Origin of the sequence: Sporosarcina sp. P12(2017), assembly GCF_002743035.1 — a bacterium.
Classification (GTDB): domain Bacteria; phylum Bacillota; class Bacilli; order Bacillales_A; family Planococcaceae; genus Sporosarcina; species Sporosarcina ureae.
This window is the reverse complement of sequence record NZ_PDYL01000008.1, coordinates 69,420-87,231: the sequence shown is the minus strand read 5'-3', so window position 1 is coordinate 87,231 and position 17,812 is coordinate 69,420. Positions and strand designations below refer to the sequence as shown.

General features: G+C 41.8%; 20 protein-coding genes. 10 read left to right on the top strand and 10 right to left on the bottom strand.

Going from position 1 to position 17,812, the window contains the following annotated elements:
* Positions 1–19 precede the first annotated feature (19 nt).
* Positions 20–799 carry an ABC transporter ATP-binding protein gene (locus CSV80_RS08190; protein ID WP_029053964.1) on the bottom strand — a complete coding sequence of 260 codons (780 nt, stop codon included), beginning with the start codon at positions 797–799 and terminating at the stop codon, positions 20–22.
* A gap of 5 nt (positions 800–804) precedes the next feature.
* Positions 805–1,623 (bottom strand): ABC transporter permease, encoded by an 819-nt coding sequence (locus CSV80_RS08185; protein WP_099670423.1) that lies wholly within the window; start codon positions 1,621–1,623, stop codon positions 805–807.
* Between the two features lie 107 nt (positions 1,624–1,730).
* On the opposite strand from CSV80_RS08185, the gene CSV80_RS08180 reads away from it, so the two are divergent.
* Positions 1,731–2,438, top strand: coding sequence for a hypothetical protein (locus CSV80_RS08180; protein ID WP_099670422.1), 708 nt, complete (start codon positions 1,731–1,733; stop codon positions 2,436–2,438).
* Between the two features lie 37 nt (positions 2,439–2,475).
* Here the strand turns inward: CSV80_RS08180 and CSV80_RS08175 are convergent, their stop codons facing one another.
* Positions 2,476–2,754: a hypothetical protein gene (locus CSV80_RS08175; protein WP_099670421.1), complete on the bottom strand. Its 279-nt coding sequence runs from the start codon at positions 2,752–2,754 to the stop codon at positions 2,476–2,478.
* Positions 2,755–2,852: 98 nt separating this feature from the next.
* Complete coding sequence (locus CSV80_RS08170; protein WP_099670420.1) at positions 2,853–3,932, bottom strand: AI-2E family transporter; 1,080 nt, start codon at positions 3,930–3,932, stop codon at positions 2,853–2,855.
* 255 nt (positions 3,933–4,187) lie between these two features.
* Here CSV80_RS08170 and CSV80_RS08165 point away from each other — a divergent pair, with 255 nt between their 5' ends.
* Entirely contained in the window at positions 4,188–5,837 is a 1,650-nt protein-coding gene (locus tag CSV80_RS08165; RefSeq protein WP_099670419.1) for an SLC13 family permease, read from the top strand.
* A 44-nt stretch (positions 5,838–5,881) separates the two neighbouring features.
* On the opposite strand, the gene CSV80_RS08160 is transcribed toward CSV80_RS08165, so the two are convergent.
* The gene (locus CSV80_RS08160; RefSeq protein WP_099670418.1) at positions 5,882–7,081 is read right to left on the bottom strand and encodes an MFS transporter; all 1,200 of its coding nucleotides are present in this window, start codon (positions 7,079–7,081) and stop codon (positions 5,882–5,884) included.
* Between the two features lie 145 nt (positions 7,082–7,226).
* On the opposite strand from CSV80_RS08160, the gene CSV80_RS18000 reads away from it, so the two are divergent.
* A complete protein-coding gene (locus CSV80_RS18000; protein WP_255397532.1) occupies positions 7,227–7,349 on the top strand; it encodes a hypothetical protein in 123 nt (40 codons plus the stop codon).
* Between the two features lie 173 nt (positions 7,350–7,522).
* Entirely contained in the window at positions 7,523–7,732 is a 210-nt protein-coding gene (locus CSV80_RS08155) for a CsbD family protein (RefSeq protein WP_099670417.1), read from the top strand.
* Between the two features lie 97 nt (positions 7,733–7,829).
* Here the strand turns inward: CSV80_RS08155 and CSV80_RS08150 are convergent, their stop codons facing one another.
* The gene (locus tag CSV80_RS08150; RefSeq protein ID WP_158231872.1) at positions 7,830–8,303 is read right to left on the bottom strand and encodes a YflT domain-containing protein; all 474 of its coding nucleotides are present in this window, start codon (positions 8,301–8,303) and stop codon (positions 7,830–7,832) included.
* A 151-nt stretch (positions 8,304–8,454) separates the two neighbouring features.
* Here CSV80_RS08150 and CSV80_RS08145 point away from each other — a divergent pair, with 151 nt between their 5' ends.
* The 3 genes from CSV80_RS08145 (at position 8,455) to CSV80_RS08135 (ending at position 10,083) form a co-directional block, all read left to right on the top strand.
* The gene (locus tag CSV80_RS08145) at positions 8,455–8,760 is read left to right on the top strand and encodes a DUF3243 domain-containing protein (protein ID WP_369802814.1); all 306 of its coding nucleotides are present in this window, start codon (positions 8,455–8,457) and stop codon (positions 8,758–8,760) included.
* Between the two features lie 16 nt (positions 8,761–8,776).
* Positions 8,777–9,016: a hypothetical protein gene (locus tag CSV80_RS08140; protein ID WP_099670415.1), complete on the top strand. Its 240-nt coding sequence runs from the start codon at positions 8,777–8,779 to the stop codon at positions 9,014–9,016.
* Between the two features lie 155 nt (positions 9,017–9,171).
* Positions 9,172–10,083 carry an EamA family transporter gene (locus CSV80_RS08135; RefSeq protein WP_369802813.1) on the top strand — a complete coding sequence of 304 codons (912 nt, stop codon included), beginning with the start codon at positions 9,172–9,174 and terminating at the stop codon, positions 10,081–10,083.
* A 76-nt stretch (positions 10,084–10,159) separates the two neighbouring features.
* On the opposite strand, the gene CSV80_RS08130 is transcribed toward CSV80_RS08135, so the two are convergent.
* The 3 genes from CSV80_RS08130 to CSV80_RS08120 form a co-directional block, all read right to left on the bottom strand.
* A complete protein-coding gene (locus CSV80_RS08130) occupies positions 10,160–10,789 on the bottom strand; it encodes an alpha/beta hydrolase (RefSeq protein WP_099670413.1) in 630 nt (209 codons plus the stop codon).
* 158 nt (positions 10,790–10,947) lie between these two features.
* The gene (locus CSV80_RS08125; protein ID WP_099670412.1) at positions 10,948–11,625 is read right to left on the bottom strand and encodes an ABC transporter ATP-binding protein; all 678 of its coding nucleotides are present in this window, start codon (positions 11,623–11,625) and stop codon (positions 10,948–10,950) included.
* A gap of 1 nt (position 11,626) precedes the next feature.
* Positions 11,627–12,658: an ABC transporter permease gene (locus CSV80_RS08120; protein WP_099670411.1), complete on the bottom strand. Its 1,032-nt coding sequence runs from the start codon at positions 12,656–12,658 to the stop codon at positions 11,627–11,629.
* A 169-nt stretch (positions 12,659–12,827) separates the two neighbouring features.
* Between CSV80_RS08120 and CSV80_RS08115 the strand changes: the two genes are divergently transcribed.
* A complete protein-coding gene (locus tag CSV80_RS08115) occupies positions 12,828–13,778 on the top strand; it encodes an ABC transporter ATP-binding protein (RefSeq protein WP_099670410.1) in 951 nt (316 codons plus the stop codon).
* The gene (locus CSV80_RS08110) at positions 13,771–15,288 is read left to right on the top strand and encodes an ABC transporter permease/substrate-binding protein (protein WP_099670409.1); all 1,518 of its coding nucleotides are present in this window, start codon (positions 13,771–13,773) and stop codon (positions 15,286–15,288) included. Before CSV80_RS08115 ends, CSV80_RS08110 begins: the two co-directional genes overlap by 8 nt.
* A 267-nt stretch (positions 15,289–15,555) precedes the next feature.
* On the opposite strand, the gene CSV80_RS08105 is transcribed toward CSV80_RS08110, so the two are convergent.
* Entirely contained in the window at positions 15,556–16,797 is a 1,242-nt protein-coding gene (locus CSV80_RS08105; RefSeq protein ID WP_369802812.1) for an acyl-CoA dehydrogenase family protein, read from the bottom strand.
* Positions 16,798–17,199: 402 nt separating this feature from the next.
* Between CSV80_RS08105 and CSV80_RS08100 the strand changes: the two genes are divergently transcribed.
* The gene (locus CSV80_RS08100) at positions 17,200–17,802 is read left to right on the top strand and encodes a hypothetical protein (RefSeq protein ID WP_099670408.1); all 603 of its coding nucleotides are present in this window, start codon (positions 17,200–17,202) and stop codon (positions 17,800–17,802) included.
* Positions 17,803–17,812: the final 10 nt, after the last annotated feature.

The following is a 17,812-nucleotide window of genomic DNA, read 5'->3' as shown; positions in this document are numbered from 1 at the left end:
TCATCTCTCCTTTTATCACTTATTCTCTTGATTTCAGTACTTCCTCTTGTAAGTGACGCCATATATCGATGAATTTTGCCGCCATTTCTGGATCTTTCCGGACATCCTCCATCTTTCTCGGCCTCGGCTTATCAATAATGATTTCTTCAATAATTTTACCCGGTTGGGCTCCCATCAATAGAATCCGATCACTGAGCAACAATGCCTCATCAATACTATGTGTAATGAACAACACGGTCTTCTTCGTCTCTGCCCAAATACTCAATAACTCTTCTTGTAATATAAAGCGGTTCTGTTCATCGAGTGCACCGAACGGTTCATCCATCAATAAAATTTCAGGATCATTCGCAAAAGCCCTCGCAATACTCACGCGCTGCTTCATTCCGCCAGACAATTCCTTTGGGTATAATGAAGCAAACCGTTCTAACCCCGTCTTCTTCAAGTAAAAGTCCGTTCGTTCAGTAATGAATGCTTTCGGTAAGTTGCGCATCTTCAACCCGAAGGCTACATTCTCACGTACCGTCAGCCACGGTATGACACCACGTTCCTGAAATACCATCGATTGCAACGGCCGATCATTCGTTTCTGTCGCAATCGTAAAACTACCGACACTTGGCTGTTCCAGTCCAGCTAGAATACGTAACAGCGTCGTCTTGCCACATCCGCTCGGCCCAACGAGACAAACGAATTCTCCTTCATCTACCGTTAGGGAAATATCTTCGAGCGCAATGACACTGCCCTGTTTCTTATAAAAAGCTTTCATTAGCCCATCCACGGTAATCTTTGGCTTCCCCTCCATTTCATTCACCTCCATGGCAATAATTTATTTTGAAGCGCTCGCAGAATAAGCGAGAATAAATAACCGAAAAAGGAGATGAGTATTAATCCCACATACATTTCGGGCAATAAGAAGGCTTTATAGGACGTCCATATCAGATAACCAATCCCAGAAGTCGCTCCCATCATCTCTGCCGCCACGATCGTCAATAGCGCAATCGCCTGCCCCATCTGGATCCCCTCGAGCATGACGGGAAGTGCCCCAGGGAGAGCAATTTTAAAGAAGAAATTCCATTGGTTCGTTTGATAGTTATTGGCAACATCCAAATAAATTTTATCGATATTCAATACACCTGCCGCCGTATTAATGACAACTGGGAAAAACACACTTCCCGCAATCGTCACGACCTTCGACAAATCTCCAATTCCGAATAAAATAATGATGATCGGCAATAATGCCAACGTCGGAATCGGCATAAGCGCCATGACAATCGGTTGAACGAAATGTCGGATTGGAGAGTATAATCCCATCAATAAACCGACAATGATCCCTGGAATGACACCTGCTAAAAATCCGATGAAAATCCGATACAATGAGACACCAACATGTTTCGCCATCACGCCGCTCACAACCATGTCATAAAAGGTTTGCACAATCGTACTGGGCGGCGGGAAAAAGCGAATATCCAAGATACCTGTTCTCGACATCACTTCCCATAGCACCAGCAGGAATAACGGTGACACAATCGTCAGTAATTGCTTGCCGTGATCTTTACGTTGCCGCAACTTCCATTCCCTTTGCTCCACCTCAAATGATTCATTGCGAGCCAATTCTGAAGTCTTCACTCTTCACCACCTCTTCACTGCCTATTGTATGTAAAGGCCTAGTGAACTGGTTGGGCAGGCGTCATGTTCGGGTTGTTTCCGCAAAGTAGTTTGATTATACTGAAGTTATGACTACACTTACACCAGACCAAATTAGAGAATTGAATAGTTACAGTGTCTACTTGGAACAGCCCACACATCCCGTCTTCACGCTAGCGGACGTACTGGATTCCTCAAAAGTACAGAGTATCGTCCAAGTCACCCAGACTGTCAGCCAAAGTCCGAATGAAGTCGTCGCAACTTCGTTCTTCGTACGTCGACTCGGCATGTTTTTTGCCATGCAACTTTATAATTTAGCTGCATACGACGAAATGTGGAACGGATTGGCGGAAGATCTACAGTTCGGTGCACGAGAGGAGTTCGGCAATAAAACGATTAGCATATTTGTAGATAGCACAGATTGGGAAATAATTGATGACGAAGACCGGCAAGCACATATTAAACGGGTGCTGGACGATGCACATGCAGTAATTACTTCATTGCGTAGCGTGGTACCCATATCGCCTCTTACCTTATGGGAGAGTATCTTTGGCTTCTGGCTCTGGCAATATCATGTATTATTGTCTGACCCAGGATCGGAAATGGAAGCAAGAGAAGATTTAGAGAAGCTAAAAAACGATACCACATGGACGGGTATCGCTGATCACTCACGTTTTGCGAGCTATTTAAACGGTTCCGAACCATCCGCTTTATTGAATACGGCCGTTCGCAAAACTTGCTGTTTCTCTAAAGATGTACCAGGGTTGATACGTTGCGGTTTTTGTCCATTACCGTGAAAAAACAGGCTTTCGCTCATTATGCGAAGGCCTGTTTTTAACGTTTGCGATAAGCATGAAAGGATTGCTTTGTCGAATAGATAACCCCCATTGCCGCACCACTATAAAAAAAACCCATGAAAATTCCGGCAGACAAGTTCTTTGGATGACTGATGAATACGGAAAGTGCGAGCGCGACTACTGTGGCTACTGTTGAAAGCCAACTAGGTGGCAATTTAAAAATCCATTTGACGATCAATACCACGACCAAAACAACTGGAACACCCCACATGGCGTCCCATACATTGGTGTGAATAACCGGAAATTCCGTCAGCATTGACTAACACCCTTTCGTTTTCGTTAGAATGTGCGGTTTTGCTTTATTCATCCATCGTAAAACCTCCTAGTTACAAAACTAGGAGGTCAGTTCTATCGCTATACATTCTTCGTGGCGGCTTCACTAATTTCTTTTCGCATTTCATAGATATTCTGCACAATCACTTTGCCAACTGCATAAGCAGGCACAGCTACCAAAATTCCAAGGAATCCTGCAAGACTTCCGGCCACTAATAATACTGTAATGATCGTAAGTGGATGAACGTCGAGTGATTTCCCCATAACGTTCGGTGTAATTAGATTACTATCGATTTGCTGTGCGACTAGCGTAACGACTCCGACCCAAATAACTAATTTGGGTTCCTGTAAATAGGCAATGATTAAAGCTGGAGCCACCGCAATCCACGGTCCGATAAATGGAATGATATTCATGAATAAAGCGAGAATTGCTAGTAGTAAAGCGTACTGAAGTCCGATGATGGAGTAACCAATCAAAATAATTACCGCTAAAATAGCACTAATTAATAATTGGCCTTGAATATAAGAACGTAAAACTTGGTCAATATCTTCCAACGTCTTCTTTACCCAAATACGACGCTTACCGGAGAACACATTGTAAATTCTCGGAGCAAATTTTTCGTGATCCTTCAACATAAATAAGAAGAAGAACGGTACAAGTAACAGTAACGCTACGGCTTGGACGAATGACTGTACAAATTGTACAAACCATTTACCGAATGTCACAGCAAACTTTTGAATTGATTCGACTGCTGAATTCATTGATTCTTGCAATCCTTCCGGTAAATTGTCCATTTGATTAATCGCTTGATCTTGCAGTTGCTCGAGCTGATGGGTGAGAGCTGGCCCATTGTCCACCAAATTATTCACTTGTTTCGTCACCATCGGTCCAATGATTGCGACTAAAATCCAAATAACGGCTACAAGTATGAGCATGATCGTTATAATACTTCCCCATCTCGGCATATTTTTCTTTTCCAAGTATTGCTGGATAGGTACCGTTATGTAATAAAGCAGTCCACCAAAGATTAATGGCATGATAATCGTTTGTAAAATAACTCCAACCGGTCTAAAAATATAATTTACTTCTAAAAAGTATTTCGTGATTAACAATGCCAGCAATATACCGACACCTACCTGAAACCACACCTTTTTCGTCAAATGCTCACTTCCCTTCTAGTTTAATTTATATAGTTAGCTTTATTATACGCGGTTGAATCATCCGTGTCGAAAATTCTTTTCGTTCTTTGCTATACAATAACCCTTGATTTCTACACTGTATTGTAACAATAATTGTCTAACTATGCGAAAAAGTCTTAATTCCTCTTGTCCTAGTCGTATTTAGTCGGTAAAATGGTTCTGTCTTGGAAAGATTGCAACTCTTCAAGAAATACATCGTAGAAACGAAGGGATCATATGTTACAACAGACTTGGAATCGTCTTTGGTCGCTACATGATCAAGTGAAAGATGTCTTCCGATTGTTTACTGCACCTAATACTTCTGAAATGGTAAAAGGCGGACAAGGTGGTAAAAAGATTGGCGTGAATCACGAAGGAGGAGGTAGAGACTCCCGCAGTTATTCAGCTACACAGCTCATTGGATTGGTACTTGGCCCTTTACTCTTTTCCCTAATTCTACTGTTCTTCAAACCTGCTGATTTATCTGCAGCCGGTATCGCTATTTTAGCCAGTACCGTATGGATTGCGGTGTGGTGGATTACGGAAGCTATTCCTATTCCAGTCGCTTCCTTGCTACCACTCGTACTATTTCCGATGACTGGCGGACTGGAAATGAAAGACACAGCGTCTTCCTATGGAGATGAAACGATCTTCTTATTTATGGGTGGATTTATGATTGCGCTCGCGCTTGAAAAATGGAATTTGCATCGACGAATTGCATTAACAATTATTTCTGCCATCGGAACAAATATGGACAAAATCGTTCTTGGTTTCATGGTAGCTACCGGATTTTTGTCTATGTGGATTTCTAACACCGCAACAGCGATGATGATGGTGCCAATTGGTTTGGCAATCATTACACAAGTATCTGTTGCCTTAAAAGACGATACATCTATCGACACATCAAAAGAAAACTTCGGTTTTGGTAAAGCATTGATGCTCGGTATTGCCTACTCTGCTTCATTAGGCGGGATTGCGACATTGATTGGTACCCCTCCGAATACATTGCTTGCAGGAGCTATAAATAAAATTTATGGTATCGAGTTATCATTTGGTAAATGGATGTTGTTCGGTGTACCTTTCGCGTGGGTATTCATCTTACTAACTTGGTGGTACTTAGTGAAGATCATCTATAAATCACCAGTCAAAACATTACCCGGTGGACGTGAAGTCATCGATAATGAAAAGAAATTGCTTGGACGTCCTTCTATTGAAGAGATTCTGGTCTTCATCGTCTTCGCTCTAGCTGCCTTTTCATGGATTACACGCTCGTTCTTCCTATCCAAATTTATTGACGGCTTAAGTGACGGTGTCATAGCCATTGTGTTTGCGATGATTTTGTTCATCATCCCGTCTGTTAATAAAAAAGGTGACCACTTGCTGGATTGGAATACGGCAGTGAAATTGCCTTGGGGTATCTTACTTCTATTTGGCGGTGGACTGGCGATCGCAGCCGGTTTTGTTAGCAGTGGTCTATCTGAATGGATCGGTGCTCAGCTGATTGGGTTGAAAGGCGTTCCACTTATTCTCATTATTTTGATCGTTGCGGCATTGGTCATTTTCTTGACGGAAATCACATCCAATACAGCAACAGCTTCCATGATGTATCCAATCATGGCTTCGTTGGCACTCGCACTCGGTTTCCATCCGTACGCATTGATGATTGCAGCAGGTGTAGCAGCTTCTTGTGCGTTCATGCTGCCAGTTGCCACCCCACCGAACGCGGTTGTTTTCGGATCTGGTTATCTGCGGATTCCTGATATGGCGAAAGCCGGCTTCGCACTCAATATAGTCGGTGTCGTACTAGTAACACTTTGTATTTACTTCTTGCTTCCATTACTATGGGGCATTGATTTACAAACCATTCCTGAAGTATTTAAAGACTAAAACAAACCAGGTGCCGGGACTCATTCCCGCATCTGGTTTTTCATTTACTGTGCTTTACTCAACACTCTACGTCGTAATCGGATCAGTAGTACATAGACTACAGGCACAACCGCCGAAAACATAGCGAGACCCGTCCACCCTGCATACTGCCAGAGCGGCGTTACTAGCGTACTTCCTGCCGCCATCCCGATATAATAAGAAACGAGGTACAAGCTTGATGCACTTCCTTTATGATGCGTTGCTTCTTTACTTACAGAAGCCGCAGTTAAAGAATGGGCAGAGAAAAAGCCAAGACAAATCACGCAATAACCGATAATAATTAGCGGTAATGTAGTTGGAATGGTAAGAAGACAGCCGACCGCCAGCAGAATAACACCTATAAAACGAATAGGATTCATACCTACTTTACTGGCAATAGAGCCGGCAAGCGGTGCACCTATAATTCCAAATGCATACGCGAAATAGATATAGGAAACTTCATCAAGCGTCATCGAAAATGGTGAATCCGTTAAGTGGAAAGGCAGAAACGTCCACATACCTGTAAAGCTCAGCTGTAGTACAATACCAAGTCCAAAGACAATTAGCAAAGCTGGATTCTTTAAATGTACGCCGAAACCTTCCATATCTTTTTTCATTGACTCCACACTCGGCTCGAAGTGAGTAGATTTCGGCAAAACAACTAGTAAGAAGATAAATACGACCACACCTATGACCGTCAGAAGCTGAAGTGATAGCTCCCATGACCAGCGTTCCGCTAAATAGCCCGTTACAAAACGACCGAGCATCCCACCTGTGCCGTTAAATGAAATATATAGCGCAGTCGCCACACTTACTAACCGCTCATTGATCTCTTCATTGATATAAGCGAGAGCGGCAGCCAATACGCCAGCCATCGCAAATCCCTGTATAAAACGCAGCACAAGGATGACAGTAAAAGAATGCGTCATAAACATAGGAATAAATAATAGCGCCGTTACTAATACGGAGACTTTTACAAAAATGGATCTGCCCAGCCGGTCTGAGTAAAACCCGAGTATCACCAATCCGCAAATTAGACCTACTGTATTGACGGACATAGCTAAACTGGCAGTGGATACGGAGACATTGAATTGCTTTGTTAAAATAGGTAGCAAAGGCTGTAGAGCATACATCGCGGCAAATATTAGCACTGAAGCAATACCTAGCCCGATGACAATACGCCAAAATCGAAGCTCGCGAATCGTTGATTTTGCTTGTGAATTCATAATGACACTTCCAGTCGATAATATGTGAATAATGAAATTATATCACTACACTAAAAGTTTAACAGGAATTAGTAGAGAACATATTGAAATCATATGTATATTATCTGTATAAAGAGCCATCCTACCATTTGGAGGTGTTAGACAAATGAACAAAATGGCGATGACAGCTGTCGGACTTGGTGCACTTTACCTCATGCGAAATAAGCAGTCACGGGAAAAACTTATGGAGCAAATTAGTAACCTTTCAGGAATGAACAGTAATCCGTAATGCCAATCATTTGCATACACCCGAAAAACCGGAGCCTCCAGAAGGTTTCCGGTTTTTCATTCTCTTTATAAGTTTATGTTGTAGCCTTTCAAGATTTCCCGACAATAATATGGATGTTTTCTCTTTTAAAAATCGGGTATTTATATAATAACAAACGAAACGGAGGAGATAGTATGAGTAACCAAGACCACGGTACAGAAGATAAATTAAAAGGTATTGGCAACAAAATTAAAGGTAGCGTAAAAGATACCGTAGGCGATATCACTGATAATACTAAAATGCAAGCTGAAGGTAAATGGGACAAAGCAAAAGGCGCTACACAAGAGAAAATCGGTGAAACAAAAGAACATTTCAGTGATGACGAAGCACACCCTGAAAAATAATGCGTAGGATAACAAGTCTGCTGCTCAATCAGCAGACTTGTTTTATAGACACTATAAAAAAGAAGGATCTTCCATTACGATGGGAGATCCTTCTTTTTCACAATTGATCTGTACCTATTCGTGGACTATTAGGAATAGGGTTAGTCCCTTCTTCATTCGAACTCCCATCCAGTTTTTCACCACTGTCTGTTTGTTGTCGGGCACTATCATGTTGATCTACAGACTGCGCTCGTTCTTCATCTGTTAATTGATCAACAAACAAAGCGATACCACCTTCTTTTAAATCATTGTAGAAGGTTTTGGATTCTAGTTTCGTAAAACCCATTTTAATGAAGATCGTCAACATTTCATCTTTACTGTTGAACAATCGACGCGTATGATCCCAAAGCGACCCTTCTTGAATACCAATTACCTCAATTTCAGAATCACTTTCCAAAACTTTCAGGTCATCCCGCACATTTGAAACTGCAGACATATGATGTTTTTTAAATCCCTTAGCTTCAAGTTCAGTTATTTTATATAGGACATTATCCACCGAATGAAACGTGCCCTCATATTGTTTATCAGCCATCATTGCACCTCCCTTTCACTATGCTATACTTCTACCCACTGAAGATCATATTCACACATGATTCAAAATACTTTACACATTTCTTCCTCTGCATAGTTCTTCACTTCTTGTACAAGCTATTTGTATCACAATGAAAAGGAGTGGTTAATTAGTGGAAATAAAAAAGAAGCTGGAATCTGAAGTTTCAAATATGAGCGATGAAAAGAAAGATCAGATTTTGCAGAACTTCAATCATTTTAAAGGCTATCTAGCCAATAAAGTGGAAAAAGGTGAAAGCCTTGGATTGAGTGATGAACAATTGGCGAAGACAACTGAATTTATTGCCAATTATTTATCACGTCATGAAGAACCTCGAAACCGCGAGCAATATTTATTGCAAGAACTTTGGGATTCAGGTTCTAAAGAAGAGCAGCACTCGTTGGCACATATGCTCCTAAAAATGGTTCGTCAAGCATAATAGGAGGCGATAAGACGTGGCTTCAACAAAAAACCCGAGTCCTAAATATCATCCGAATACGTATCGTCTGATTCAGACACATCCTGAAAATCTACAGACTAATACAGTTAGTTTGTTCGATTTGCACGAAGATATGCAAACGGTCGACTCCATTTCTTTACCTGATCAGCGAAAAGATCTTATGAAAGAAAAAATCAACCACTCCCCTCGTTTAAGTGGCGGTAGCGTGTCGAACGAATACGGCGCCCCGCACTGATTTACCGATAAAAGCCGTACAGTGAAAACTTCATTGTACGGCTTTCCCCTGTTTATTTGCAGTAGCTGTCGATATTTCCCGGGAAATGCAGAAAATATTATGCAGTCCGAAAAATCATTTCCATGATATACTATGTTCCGATGGAAATGGAGGTTATGCGGATGAAACTATGGATGTATCCGCTGCTCGTTGTGTTGGGAGCTGCAAGTTACGGTATTTTATCAACGATTATTAAATTGGCGATACAGGATGGCTTCACCGCTTCAGAAGCAGTGACAAGCCAATATTATACAGGATTTCTATTAGCACTTATTATTTTTATCCTAGTCAAACGCGGCGTACCGACACTCCGTGGAAGTTTCCCAGTCTTAATTGCAGGACTATTCACGGCAATTACTGGAACGGTATATGGGAAAGCAGTTGAATATATGCCCGCTTCATTGGCGGTCGTATTGCTCTTTCAATTTACATGGATCGGAATGCTTTATGAATGTATAGGAGCCAAGCGTTTGCCCAAACAGTCTGAAGTGGTGTCGCTTGTATTTCTATTCGGCGGAACCATTTTAGCCGCCGGATTGATTGACGTCGATGTAAGCGGTATTCCATGGCAAGGGTGGGCGTGGGGACTTGCTGCAGCCTTTAGTTTCGCGGCATTCGTTACAGCGAATCAGAAGCCAGTGCCCGGTATGGATGTAGTGACACGGCTGTTCTTAATGTCATTTTATGCGGCAATCGTCATTACATTTTTCCAATCCCCTGAAATTATATGGAACGGGATGTTGGGTGAGGGATTGTGGATGTATGGTGCCATATTAGGTGTGTTCGGCATCGTTCTGCCCATTTTCTTGTTTTCAATCGGAGTGCCGAAAGTCGGAACAGGCATGTCTTCTATTTTAAGTGCTGTCGAGTTGCCCGTGGCGATTATCGCTTCGATGCTGTTGCTTGGCGAAAGGTTAACGCTATTGCAGTTTCTAGGTATTTTCCTAGTGTTATTCGGTATGACTTGGCCGGCTATGTTGCAACGTTTTGCGGTGAAGAGGAAATTACGGTTAAGACAGGTGGAGTAAACAAAAAAATGAATAAAACAAACGCGACTTCACTAATCCAGTGAAATCGCGTTTGTTTTATATTTCGACCGATCCCTTATAGCGACTGAATAAACGTCACCAAGTCTTGTTGATTCTTTGGCGTTACTCCATGTCCGTCAGTATATGTTTTGAACGTAACATTCGCACCGAGCGACTCGAAATACTCCTTGCTCTCCACTCCAGATTGCGATGGTATAACATAATCATAGTCTCCATGTGAAATGAATATGTGTTGATTTTCTACGGACTGTATTGCGTATTCACTCTTGACGAAATCAGGTACGTACCCGCTAAGTGCCGCCACCCCATGGAGTGAAGGTATCAACGTTACACCCAGAGCTTGTGCAAGTACAGCTCCTTGACTAAAACCTACGACCGTCAAACGCTCAGAATCTAGATCGTACTCTTGGATGGCTTCACGAATGAACGATTGGATGTAGACGAGCACTTTATCAAATACTTCACGAACCGGCTTTCCTTCTTCTTCAATCGTAAAAAATGCATAGCCTGGATCATGAACGATAGGTCCTCTCAAACTAAAAATATGATGTGTATCTGTAAAATCTTTGACTAGTTGTGGTAAATCTTCTTCATGACTCCCCATTCCATGAAGTAAAAATAGTGCAGGTTGTTTTCCCTCTGTATTCCCTGGCTTTGTATGTGTAAATGTAAATGGTGATTTCATAGTCATTCTCCCCTTTTCTCTTCTTTATGCCACTAGTTTACCATAAAAAAAAGCGCCTGCCACTTTATGCGACAGACGTGTTGAACAGCTTATTTCTTCTCTGGCTTCGCAAATACTTCGTCCCAGTTAATTGTGCTATCTTTGATTTGTTTAACTGCTTATTCCACTATATAACCATCCCGCATCGTAATAACCCGGTCAACATACGGCAGCATCTCTTCGTCATGCGTCACCATCAATGTCGTCAAATTTAAGGTACGTGTTAATTCCTGCAATAACTCCATCACACCTTTTGAGCGGTTCGTATCAAGACTGGCAGTCGGTTCATCCGCAAACAAGATCTTTGGACGATGGATGATCGCACGAGCAATTGCCATGCGTTGACGCTCTCCCCCTGATAAAGAAGAAGGATACGCCTCTTTGCGGTGCTCCATTTCAACTAACTTCAACATCTCATCTATTGCATTAGCCTGTTCCTTTTTGCTTGTTTTCGTTTCTGATACGTCAAGCATCAACTGCAATTGCTCTTCCACCGTCAAAAAAGGCACTAAGTGAGAAGATTGAAAAACAAATCCAAAGTCTGTCGCCCGAATATGGCGAACTTCTTCTTGACTCATCTTCGTCATGTCTTTCCCTTCAAACATAATCTCACCGGTGGATGCTTTTTGCAATCCTGCCGCGATAGTTAGAATCGTCGATTTACCAGATCCTGAAGGTCCGATCAGCGCAGTAATTTCTCCTTCCTTTAAAGACAAATTGACACCTTTTAATATCTCTTCTTCAATCTCCCCATTAGAGAACGTCTTTTTCACTTCATCAATAGTAAAGGCAGCCATATTACATCTCTCCTTGTTGAATCGCTTGAAGCGGTTCAATATTTTTCACTTGGAATCCTGAAATAGTAGCACCGATAAAACCAACCACCATAAACACCGCTGATAGCATCCATACGGTATCCATCGTTAAGTGGAACGGCATGCCTTCAGGGGCAACAAAGCTAAATGCTTGGCTGAGTGCAATGGACAATGCGAGTGAAATAGCGGTAATGACTAGCATCTGATACCAAATCATCTTGAATAACGAAATCGTCTTCATACCAATCGCTTTCAATATGCCGTACAATCCGATCTTCTGAACGTTCATCATATAGAAGAAAATAGCAAACAACATACCACTAATAATGACTAAGAACCAGACGATCATATTCAACGACATCTGCTCTGCACTGTAACTCGGAATGGCATGTAAGAACTCTTTATTCGAAAAAGAATCTAATGCGCTAAGTGTTGGTGCATCTTTACCTGGAATGAAGATCGTCTGCATCTCCATCACTCGATAAATTTCTTGATAGTTCGTCATGTTAATGAAAGCAACGGGCGCGTGACTGTACTTTTGTTGGTCAACAAATCCTTTCACGACGAATTCTCCACTGAATTGATTATTCGTTAAGACGTCCCCCACTTGAATTCCGTCTTCTTGTAAAGAACGATCTAGAACGATTTCACCTTCTTTGACGTTTTCGAATAGCTCTGAATCGGTAGAAGTAACGAATGCCAGACTGTGCTGTTTATCTTCCGCGTCATTGACGAATGCCATCTGAACCGAAAATGCAGTTGCTTCAGGATTGTCTATAAGGATTTGCTGCTGAACTCCTTCATCTATTTTCGAAAGATTATAGGTCTTGTCTGCATCTTTATCTAAATAAAATTGCCCCTGTGGTAAATTTTTAATAAGCGCTGCATTATCCTGTGATAATCCATTTGCCAGTCCTGAAATAATAAATGTCAAGAAGCTGACGAGAAATATAATGGACCCGAGAATCAGGAATCTAGTTTTGTTTTTCTTCATTTCTTTCCAAGCGATTTTCATATCGTTTGCCTCCGTGTGTTTACTTTATACTCCTATCCTATCTTGCTAAGATGAACGGAAAATGAACAGCGTATGAAAACGCACTTCTTTTCATTACTTTTAAAAAGAGATATGACTTCCTATTTTTCTATCACTATGTGAAAATTGTAATAACGAAGGAGGGTTTTTGATGATTCGTTTTGAAGAAGTATCAAAGAGTTATGATATGTCTCGCTTAGCCGTGGATTCGGTTAGTTTAGAAATTAAGCGAGGAGAGTTTCTTGTGTTAGTCGGACCAAGTGGTTGTGGGAAGACCACAACGCTTAAGATGATTAATCGACTGATTCCACTGACAAAAGGGACGATTTGGCTCGATGGCAAGCGGATCAGTGATTATCCGATCCATGAGCTCCGTTGGCAAATCGGTTATGTATTGCAGCAAATCGCTTTATTTCCCCATATGACAATCGAAGAAAATATTGCAATTGTCCCTGAATTGGTCGGCTGGAAAAAGAAAAAAATCCGCGAACGTGTAACGGAACTACTTGAAATGGTTGGATTGGATCCCAAAGTGTATAGAAAACGTAAACCGAGTGAATTGTCAGGTGGTCAGCAACAGCGAGTAGGCGTTGTGCGCGCACTTGCAGCAGACCCAGATATTCTATTGATGGACGAACCATTTAGCGCTCTGGACCCAATCAGTCGTCTAAAGTTGCAGGAGGATCTGCTAGATTTACAAAATAGAATCCAAAAAACTATTGTATTCGTCACACATGATTTACAGGAAGCATTTAAACTAGGCGATCGTGTTTGCATTATGAATGAGGGCAAGATTGAACAAATTGCAACACCACAAGAGATCCTGACTAAACCTGCTTCGCCGTTCGTGCGCGAGTTTACAGCATCAGCTGCAGCACGCACATTTTCCATTGCGGATCATATAGAAGAGATTCCGACAGATTTGTCGCTATCTTTTGCGATCCCTGTTGATTCTGAATGGGGGCCGCTCTTGCAGTTCTTAGCTTCTGAAGATCAAGTGGCGATTAAACAAGACGGTCAAGTCATTGGAATGGTTACCCGAAAAGGAATTCTTCATTTTCTAGCGGAGCAGTCACTGAAAGGAGGTACGTCTAATGAATAATTTTCTGGATGTATTTCAAAACAGACGCGGTCAATTACTGGAAGCACTAATTGAACATATTCAAATTTCATTAATCTCCTTAATAATTGCAGTGCTAATCGCAGTTCCACTAGGAATCTATTTGACAAATCGGCAAAAAATAGCGGAATCTGTCATTGGGATCAGCGCCGTACTGCAGACGATTCCTTCTCTCGCACTACTCGGTCTATTAATTCCCCTGTTCGGTATCGGGAAAATCCCCGCTATTATTGCACTAGTAGTCTATGCATTGCTACCTATTTTGCGCAATACATACACAGGCATTAAAGAAGTCGATCCTTCACTTCGAGAAGCCGCCACTGCGATGGGAATGAATACACGAAAGCGGCTAATTAAAGTTGAACTACCACTTGCCATGCCGATCATTATGGCAGGTATCCGCACATCGATGGTACTGATCGTCGGAACCGCAACATTAGCTGCTTTGATTGGCGCGGGTGGTCTAGGTGATTTGATATTACTTGGAATTGATCGTAATAATCCATCATTAATCATACTAGGTGCTATACCTGCAGCGTTACTCGCACTCTTCTTCGATTACCTGTTAAAAATATTCGAAGGTCTTTCATTCAGAAAAGCCATTACTGCATTTACCATTTTCATTATTGCGGCCGTCTTGATGATTGCAGCACCATTTATAGGAGGTAACTCCAAAAATGAAATAGTCATCGGAGCCAAGCTTGGCGCAGAACCTGAAATTCTCATAAATATGTATAAATTATTAATCGAAGACCAAACCGATCTCTCTGTCGAATTAAAACCGGGGCTCGGTAAAACTTCATTCGTCTTCAATGCACTGAAATCGGGAAGTATTGATTTATATCCTGAGTTTACGGGTACAGCTATAGCCGAGTTCCTGAAGGATGAAGCTGTCAGCAACGACCGCGATGAAGTGTATGAGCAAGCGCGAAAAGGACTAGACGAACAATTTGATATGACGTTCCTAACACCGATGTCCTTCAACAATACGTACACGCTCGCTGTCTCCAAAGCATTCCAAGAAGAGTACGGACTGAAAACGATATCTGATCTGGCTGCGGTTGAAAAGGCTGTAAAAGCAGGCTTCACTCTCGAATTTAATGACCGCGAAGATGGATACCTAGGCATTCAAAACCTTTACGGCATCACGTTCCCTTCCATCCAAACGATGGAGCCGAAGCTACGCTATCAGGCAATAGAGGCTGGCGAAGTCAATTTAATGGATGCTTATTCGACAGATAGCGAGCTACGCGAATATGAATTGACAGTTCTCGAAGACGACAAAGAACTGTTCCCTCCATACCAAGGCGCGCCATTGCTTCGTAAAGAGACGCTAGCGAAGTATCCAGAGCTTAAGGATGCGTTAAATAGCCTTGCTGGAATCGTGACAGATGATGAGATGCGTGAAATGAATTATCAAGTAAACGCGGAAGGTGCCAAAGCGAAGGAAGTTGCAAAGGCATTTTTGAAAGAACAAGGTTTGTTGGAGTAGTAGTGCAGGCGGCGTGACTGACCAGTGTACGCATTGAGCGGTTATCCGACCAGTATGATCGTCTCCGGAGCGAGATAGAGCGGTTGTACGTGTTAATAGAGCGCTTAGACCCTGTCTTAGAGCGGTTAACCGAACACTATGATCGCTTATACGAATTAATGAGCGAAACTGTACAGCGCTCTCCCGCTCACTATGCGCTATCAATATAAGTTAAAAAACAGTCACCGACAGATATACCCTGCCGGTGACTGTTTTGACTTTATTTTATTAATCCATCCAAGGAACTTCGATCATTGTACGGCCGATCCACTCACGCAACACTTCGTTTGTTGGTCCCATAATAGCACCAGCACGCCCGTCGCGTACGAACTTCTCTACCTGACCTGTCATATAACCACGGCCGCCAGATACTTGCAACGCCGAATTCGTAACGTCAATCACCATATCCGCTGCATGCGTCTTCAGCTGCCATAATGGATATAAACACTCCGACAATTCCTTGCCTTCTTTAGTGCAACGATCCAACGCTTCTGCTGTACGATACAACATACTACGTGCGCTATCTACTTTGATCTGCGCCTTCGCCAACTCATGACGAATGACTTGGTAATCTGTAACGGATGATCCCGTATCTGCGTGCACTCTCCGTTTAGCACCATCTGTTGCCATATTTAGAGCACCTTGTGCAATACCGACCCAGCAAGCTGCTGAACCTAGTAAGAATAGAGGATCGATCGTGTTGTCGTTGAAATAGCCCATGCCACCTTCGCCACCGATACGGTTTTCAAGAGCTACTTGCACATTTTTAAAGTTCATCGGACCACTTGCGTTTCCACGTAGTCCCATTGCATCGAACGGGAATGCTTCGACACCTCGCTGATCATTTTCGACCAATAAGAACATCAAATTATCAGGGTCATCTGTTTCAGGAGACGTCGTTGCAACTAAATAAAAGTCTGCTTCTCCACCACTTGTGACGAATGACTTTTCTGCGTCCATCAAATAACCATTTGTATTTCGTATCGCTTTACTGCCGATATTCCAGAAGTGGCCTCCTGTCGCTCGTTCACTAAATGCTAGGCCACCGATTTGTCCATCACGCAAGCGTGGCAATAAACGTTGACGCTGTTCTTCAGTGCCTGCTTCATAGATCGTATGCGCTGTTGTCATATGCATAACCCAGCACATCGTTGTAGACGGGCAATAATGTGCAAAGCTTTCGGAAAGTACTGCGAATGCTGTGAATCCGTCTTTCAGACCACCCGCTTCAACCGGGATGGTAACAGCCGAATAACCAGACTTCGCAACTTCACGTAAACTTTCACGTGGGTAACTTCTCTGTTGATCAGAAATAAGTGCACGCGGTAGCAGTTCTTTCTTGCCTAACGCATGTGCAGCTTTTTGTAATTCTTCATGCCCTTCTGGACAAGTCCACCATTCGGGAATTTGCATAATTCCTTCTTGTTGTTTTTGTTTTTCCATCATAGCACTTTTTACCAAAATTACCACTCCATTTTATCATTTGCCTACCTTTTCACTAGCTAGCAAGCAGGCTGTTCTCTATCAACAATATCATGTTTTATGAAATAGTAAAGATTAATCCATTTAATAACTATTATTTTCATTTTAAGTAAAAATAAAATATCTAATAAATCCATTCAATTCATCATAAAAACTTTTAATTCCTACTCAAAACTTGTATATATAAAACGTTGAAAACACTATGAATCATCAGCGTTAACAGTCATTTCAATTTCCTCATATCTACCCTACCAATTATCATTTTTTATTTAAGTATTATTTATTCAATAAAAATAGACACATTTCAATTAAAATTTATAAAACACTCGATTATTTCAGGTAGTACTATAAAATGCTATAATAAAATATAAAGAGAAGGAGGCGTATGCGATGAAAAAATGGATGAGCATCACGATTTTAAGCTGCCTATTATTTCTCACTGCATGTGCGGCAACAGATACGAATAAATTGACGATACCTGAACTTTCAGATCGTGAAAAACAAATACTTGAAACAGCTGCCAATACTGCATTTGTTTTTGATTATACAGCCGATCAAAACTATAAAAAGGTAACTCTTTGGGTAGAAAAGTATGAAAAAGGCAAGAAGGTTGCTGAACCAATTAGTGAGCTATCCACTCCAATGCCTGGAGAGTCAACGAAGGGTAGCATCGTTTTGACAGTCACACAAACTCTCGAAGAAGAACTATTATTCTCCGCAAGTGTAAGTGACGATAAGGGCGCTGCAAGTATTAGTAATCAAGAAGAGCTGAAAACACTGAAAGACATGGCGACTCTATTTAATACCAATCCACAAGAAGGTTTACTTCTTTCGGATAATATGTTGTTGGCAGGTATCATTTACACATCTACAACAGATGGTTCGCCGACAAGTACATTATCTTCCGATTTCTATGAACAAAAAGAAGGCTACTTGGACGAATTAAAAGAATACGATGTAGTATACGTATTACGGGCTTCATTTCAAAAATAAAAGAACTGGC

What these genes read in the sequence shown, in the direction of transcription:
- CSV80_RS18000 (WP_255397532.1), top strand. Translation starts at nt 7,227, where the DNA reads ATGAACAAAATGGCGATGACAGCTGTCGGACTTGGTGCACTTTACCTC.
- CSV80_RS08120 (WP_099670411.1), bottom strand. Translation starts at nt 12,658, where the DNA reads ATGAAAATCGCTTGGAAAGAAATGAAGAAAAACAAAACTAGATTCCTG.
- CSV80_RS08180 (WP_099670422.1), top strand. Translation starts at nt 1,731, where the DNA reads ATGACTACACTTACACCAGACCAAATTAGAGAATTGAATAGTTACAGT.
- CSV80_RS08130 (WP_099670413.1), bottom strand. Translation starts at nt 10,789, where the DNA reads ATGAAATCACCATTTACATTTACACATACAAAGCCAGGGAATACAGAG.
- CSV80_RS08175 (WP_099670421.1), bottom strand. Translation starts at nt 2,754, where the DNA reads ATGCTGACGGAATTTCCGGTTATTCACACCAATGTATGGGACGCCATG.
- CSV80_RS08135 (WP_369802813.1), top strand. Translation starts at nt 9,172, where the DNA reads ATGCGGATGAAACTATGGATGTATCCGCTGCTCGTTGTGTTGGGAGCT.
- CSV80_RS08150 (WP_158231872.1), bottom strand. Translation starts at nt 8,303, where the DNA reads ATGGCTGATAAACAATATGAGGGCACGTTTCATTCGGTGGATAATGTC.
- CSV80_RS08100 (WP_099670408.1), top strand. Translation starts at nt 17,200, where the DNA reads ATGAAAAAATGGATGAGCATCACGATTTTAAGCTGCCTATTATTTCTC.
- CSV80_RS08115 (WP_099670410.1), top strand. Translation starts at nt 12,828, where the DNA reads ATGATTCGTTTTGAAGAAGTATCAAAGAGTTATGATATGTCTCGCTTA.
- CSV80_RS08165 (WP_099670419.1), top strand. Translation starts at nt 4,188, where the DNA reads ATGTTACAACAGACTTGGAATCGTCTTTGGTCGCTACATGATCAAGTG.
- CSV80_RS08155 (WP_099670417.1), top strand. Translation starts at nt 7,523, where the DNA reads ATGAGTAACCAAGACCACGGTACAGAAGATAAATTAAAAGGTATTGGC.
- CSV80_RS08110 (WP_099670409.1), top strand. Translation starts at nt 13,771, where the DNA reads ATGAATAATTTTCTGGATGTATTTCAAAACAGACGCGGTCAATTACTG.
- CSV80_RS08190 (WP_029053964.1), bottom strand. Translation starts at nt 799, where the DNA reads ATGGAGGGGAAGCCAAAGATTACCGTGGATGGGCTAATGAAAGCTTTT.
- CSV80_RS08125 (WP_099670412.1), bottom strand. Translation starts at nt 11,625, where the DNA reads ATGGCTGCCTTTACTATTGATGAAGTGAAAAAGACGTTCTCTAATGGG.
- CSV80_RS08160 (WP_099670418.1), bottom strand. Translation starts at nt 7,081, where the DNA reads ATGAATTCACAAGCAAAATCAACGATTCGCGAGCTTCGATTTTGGCGT.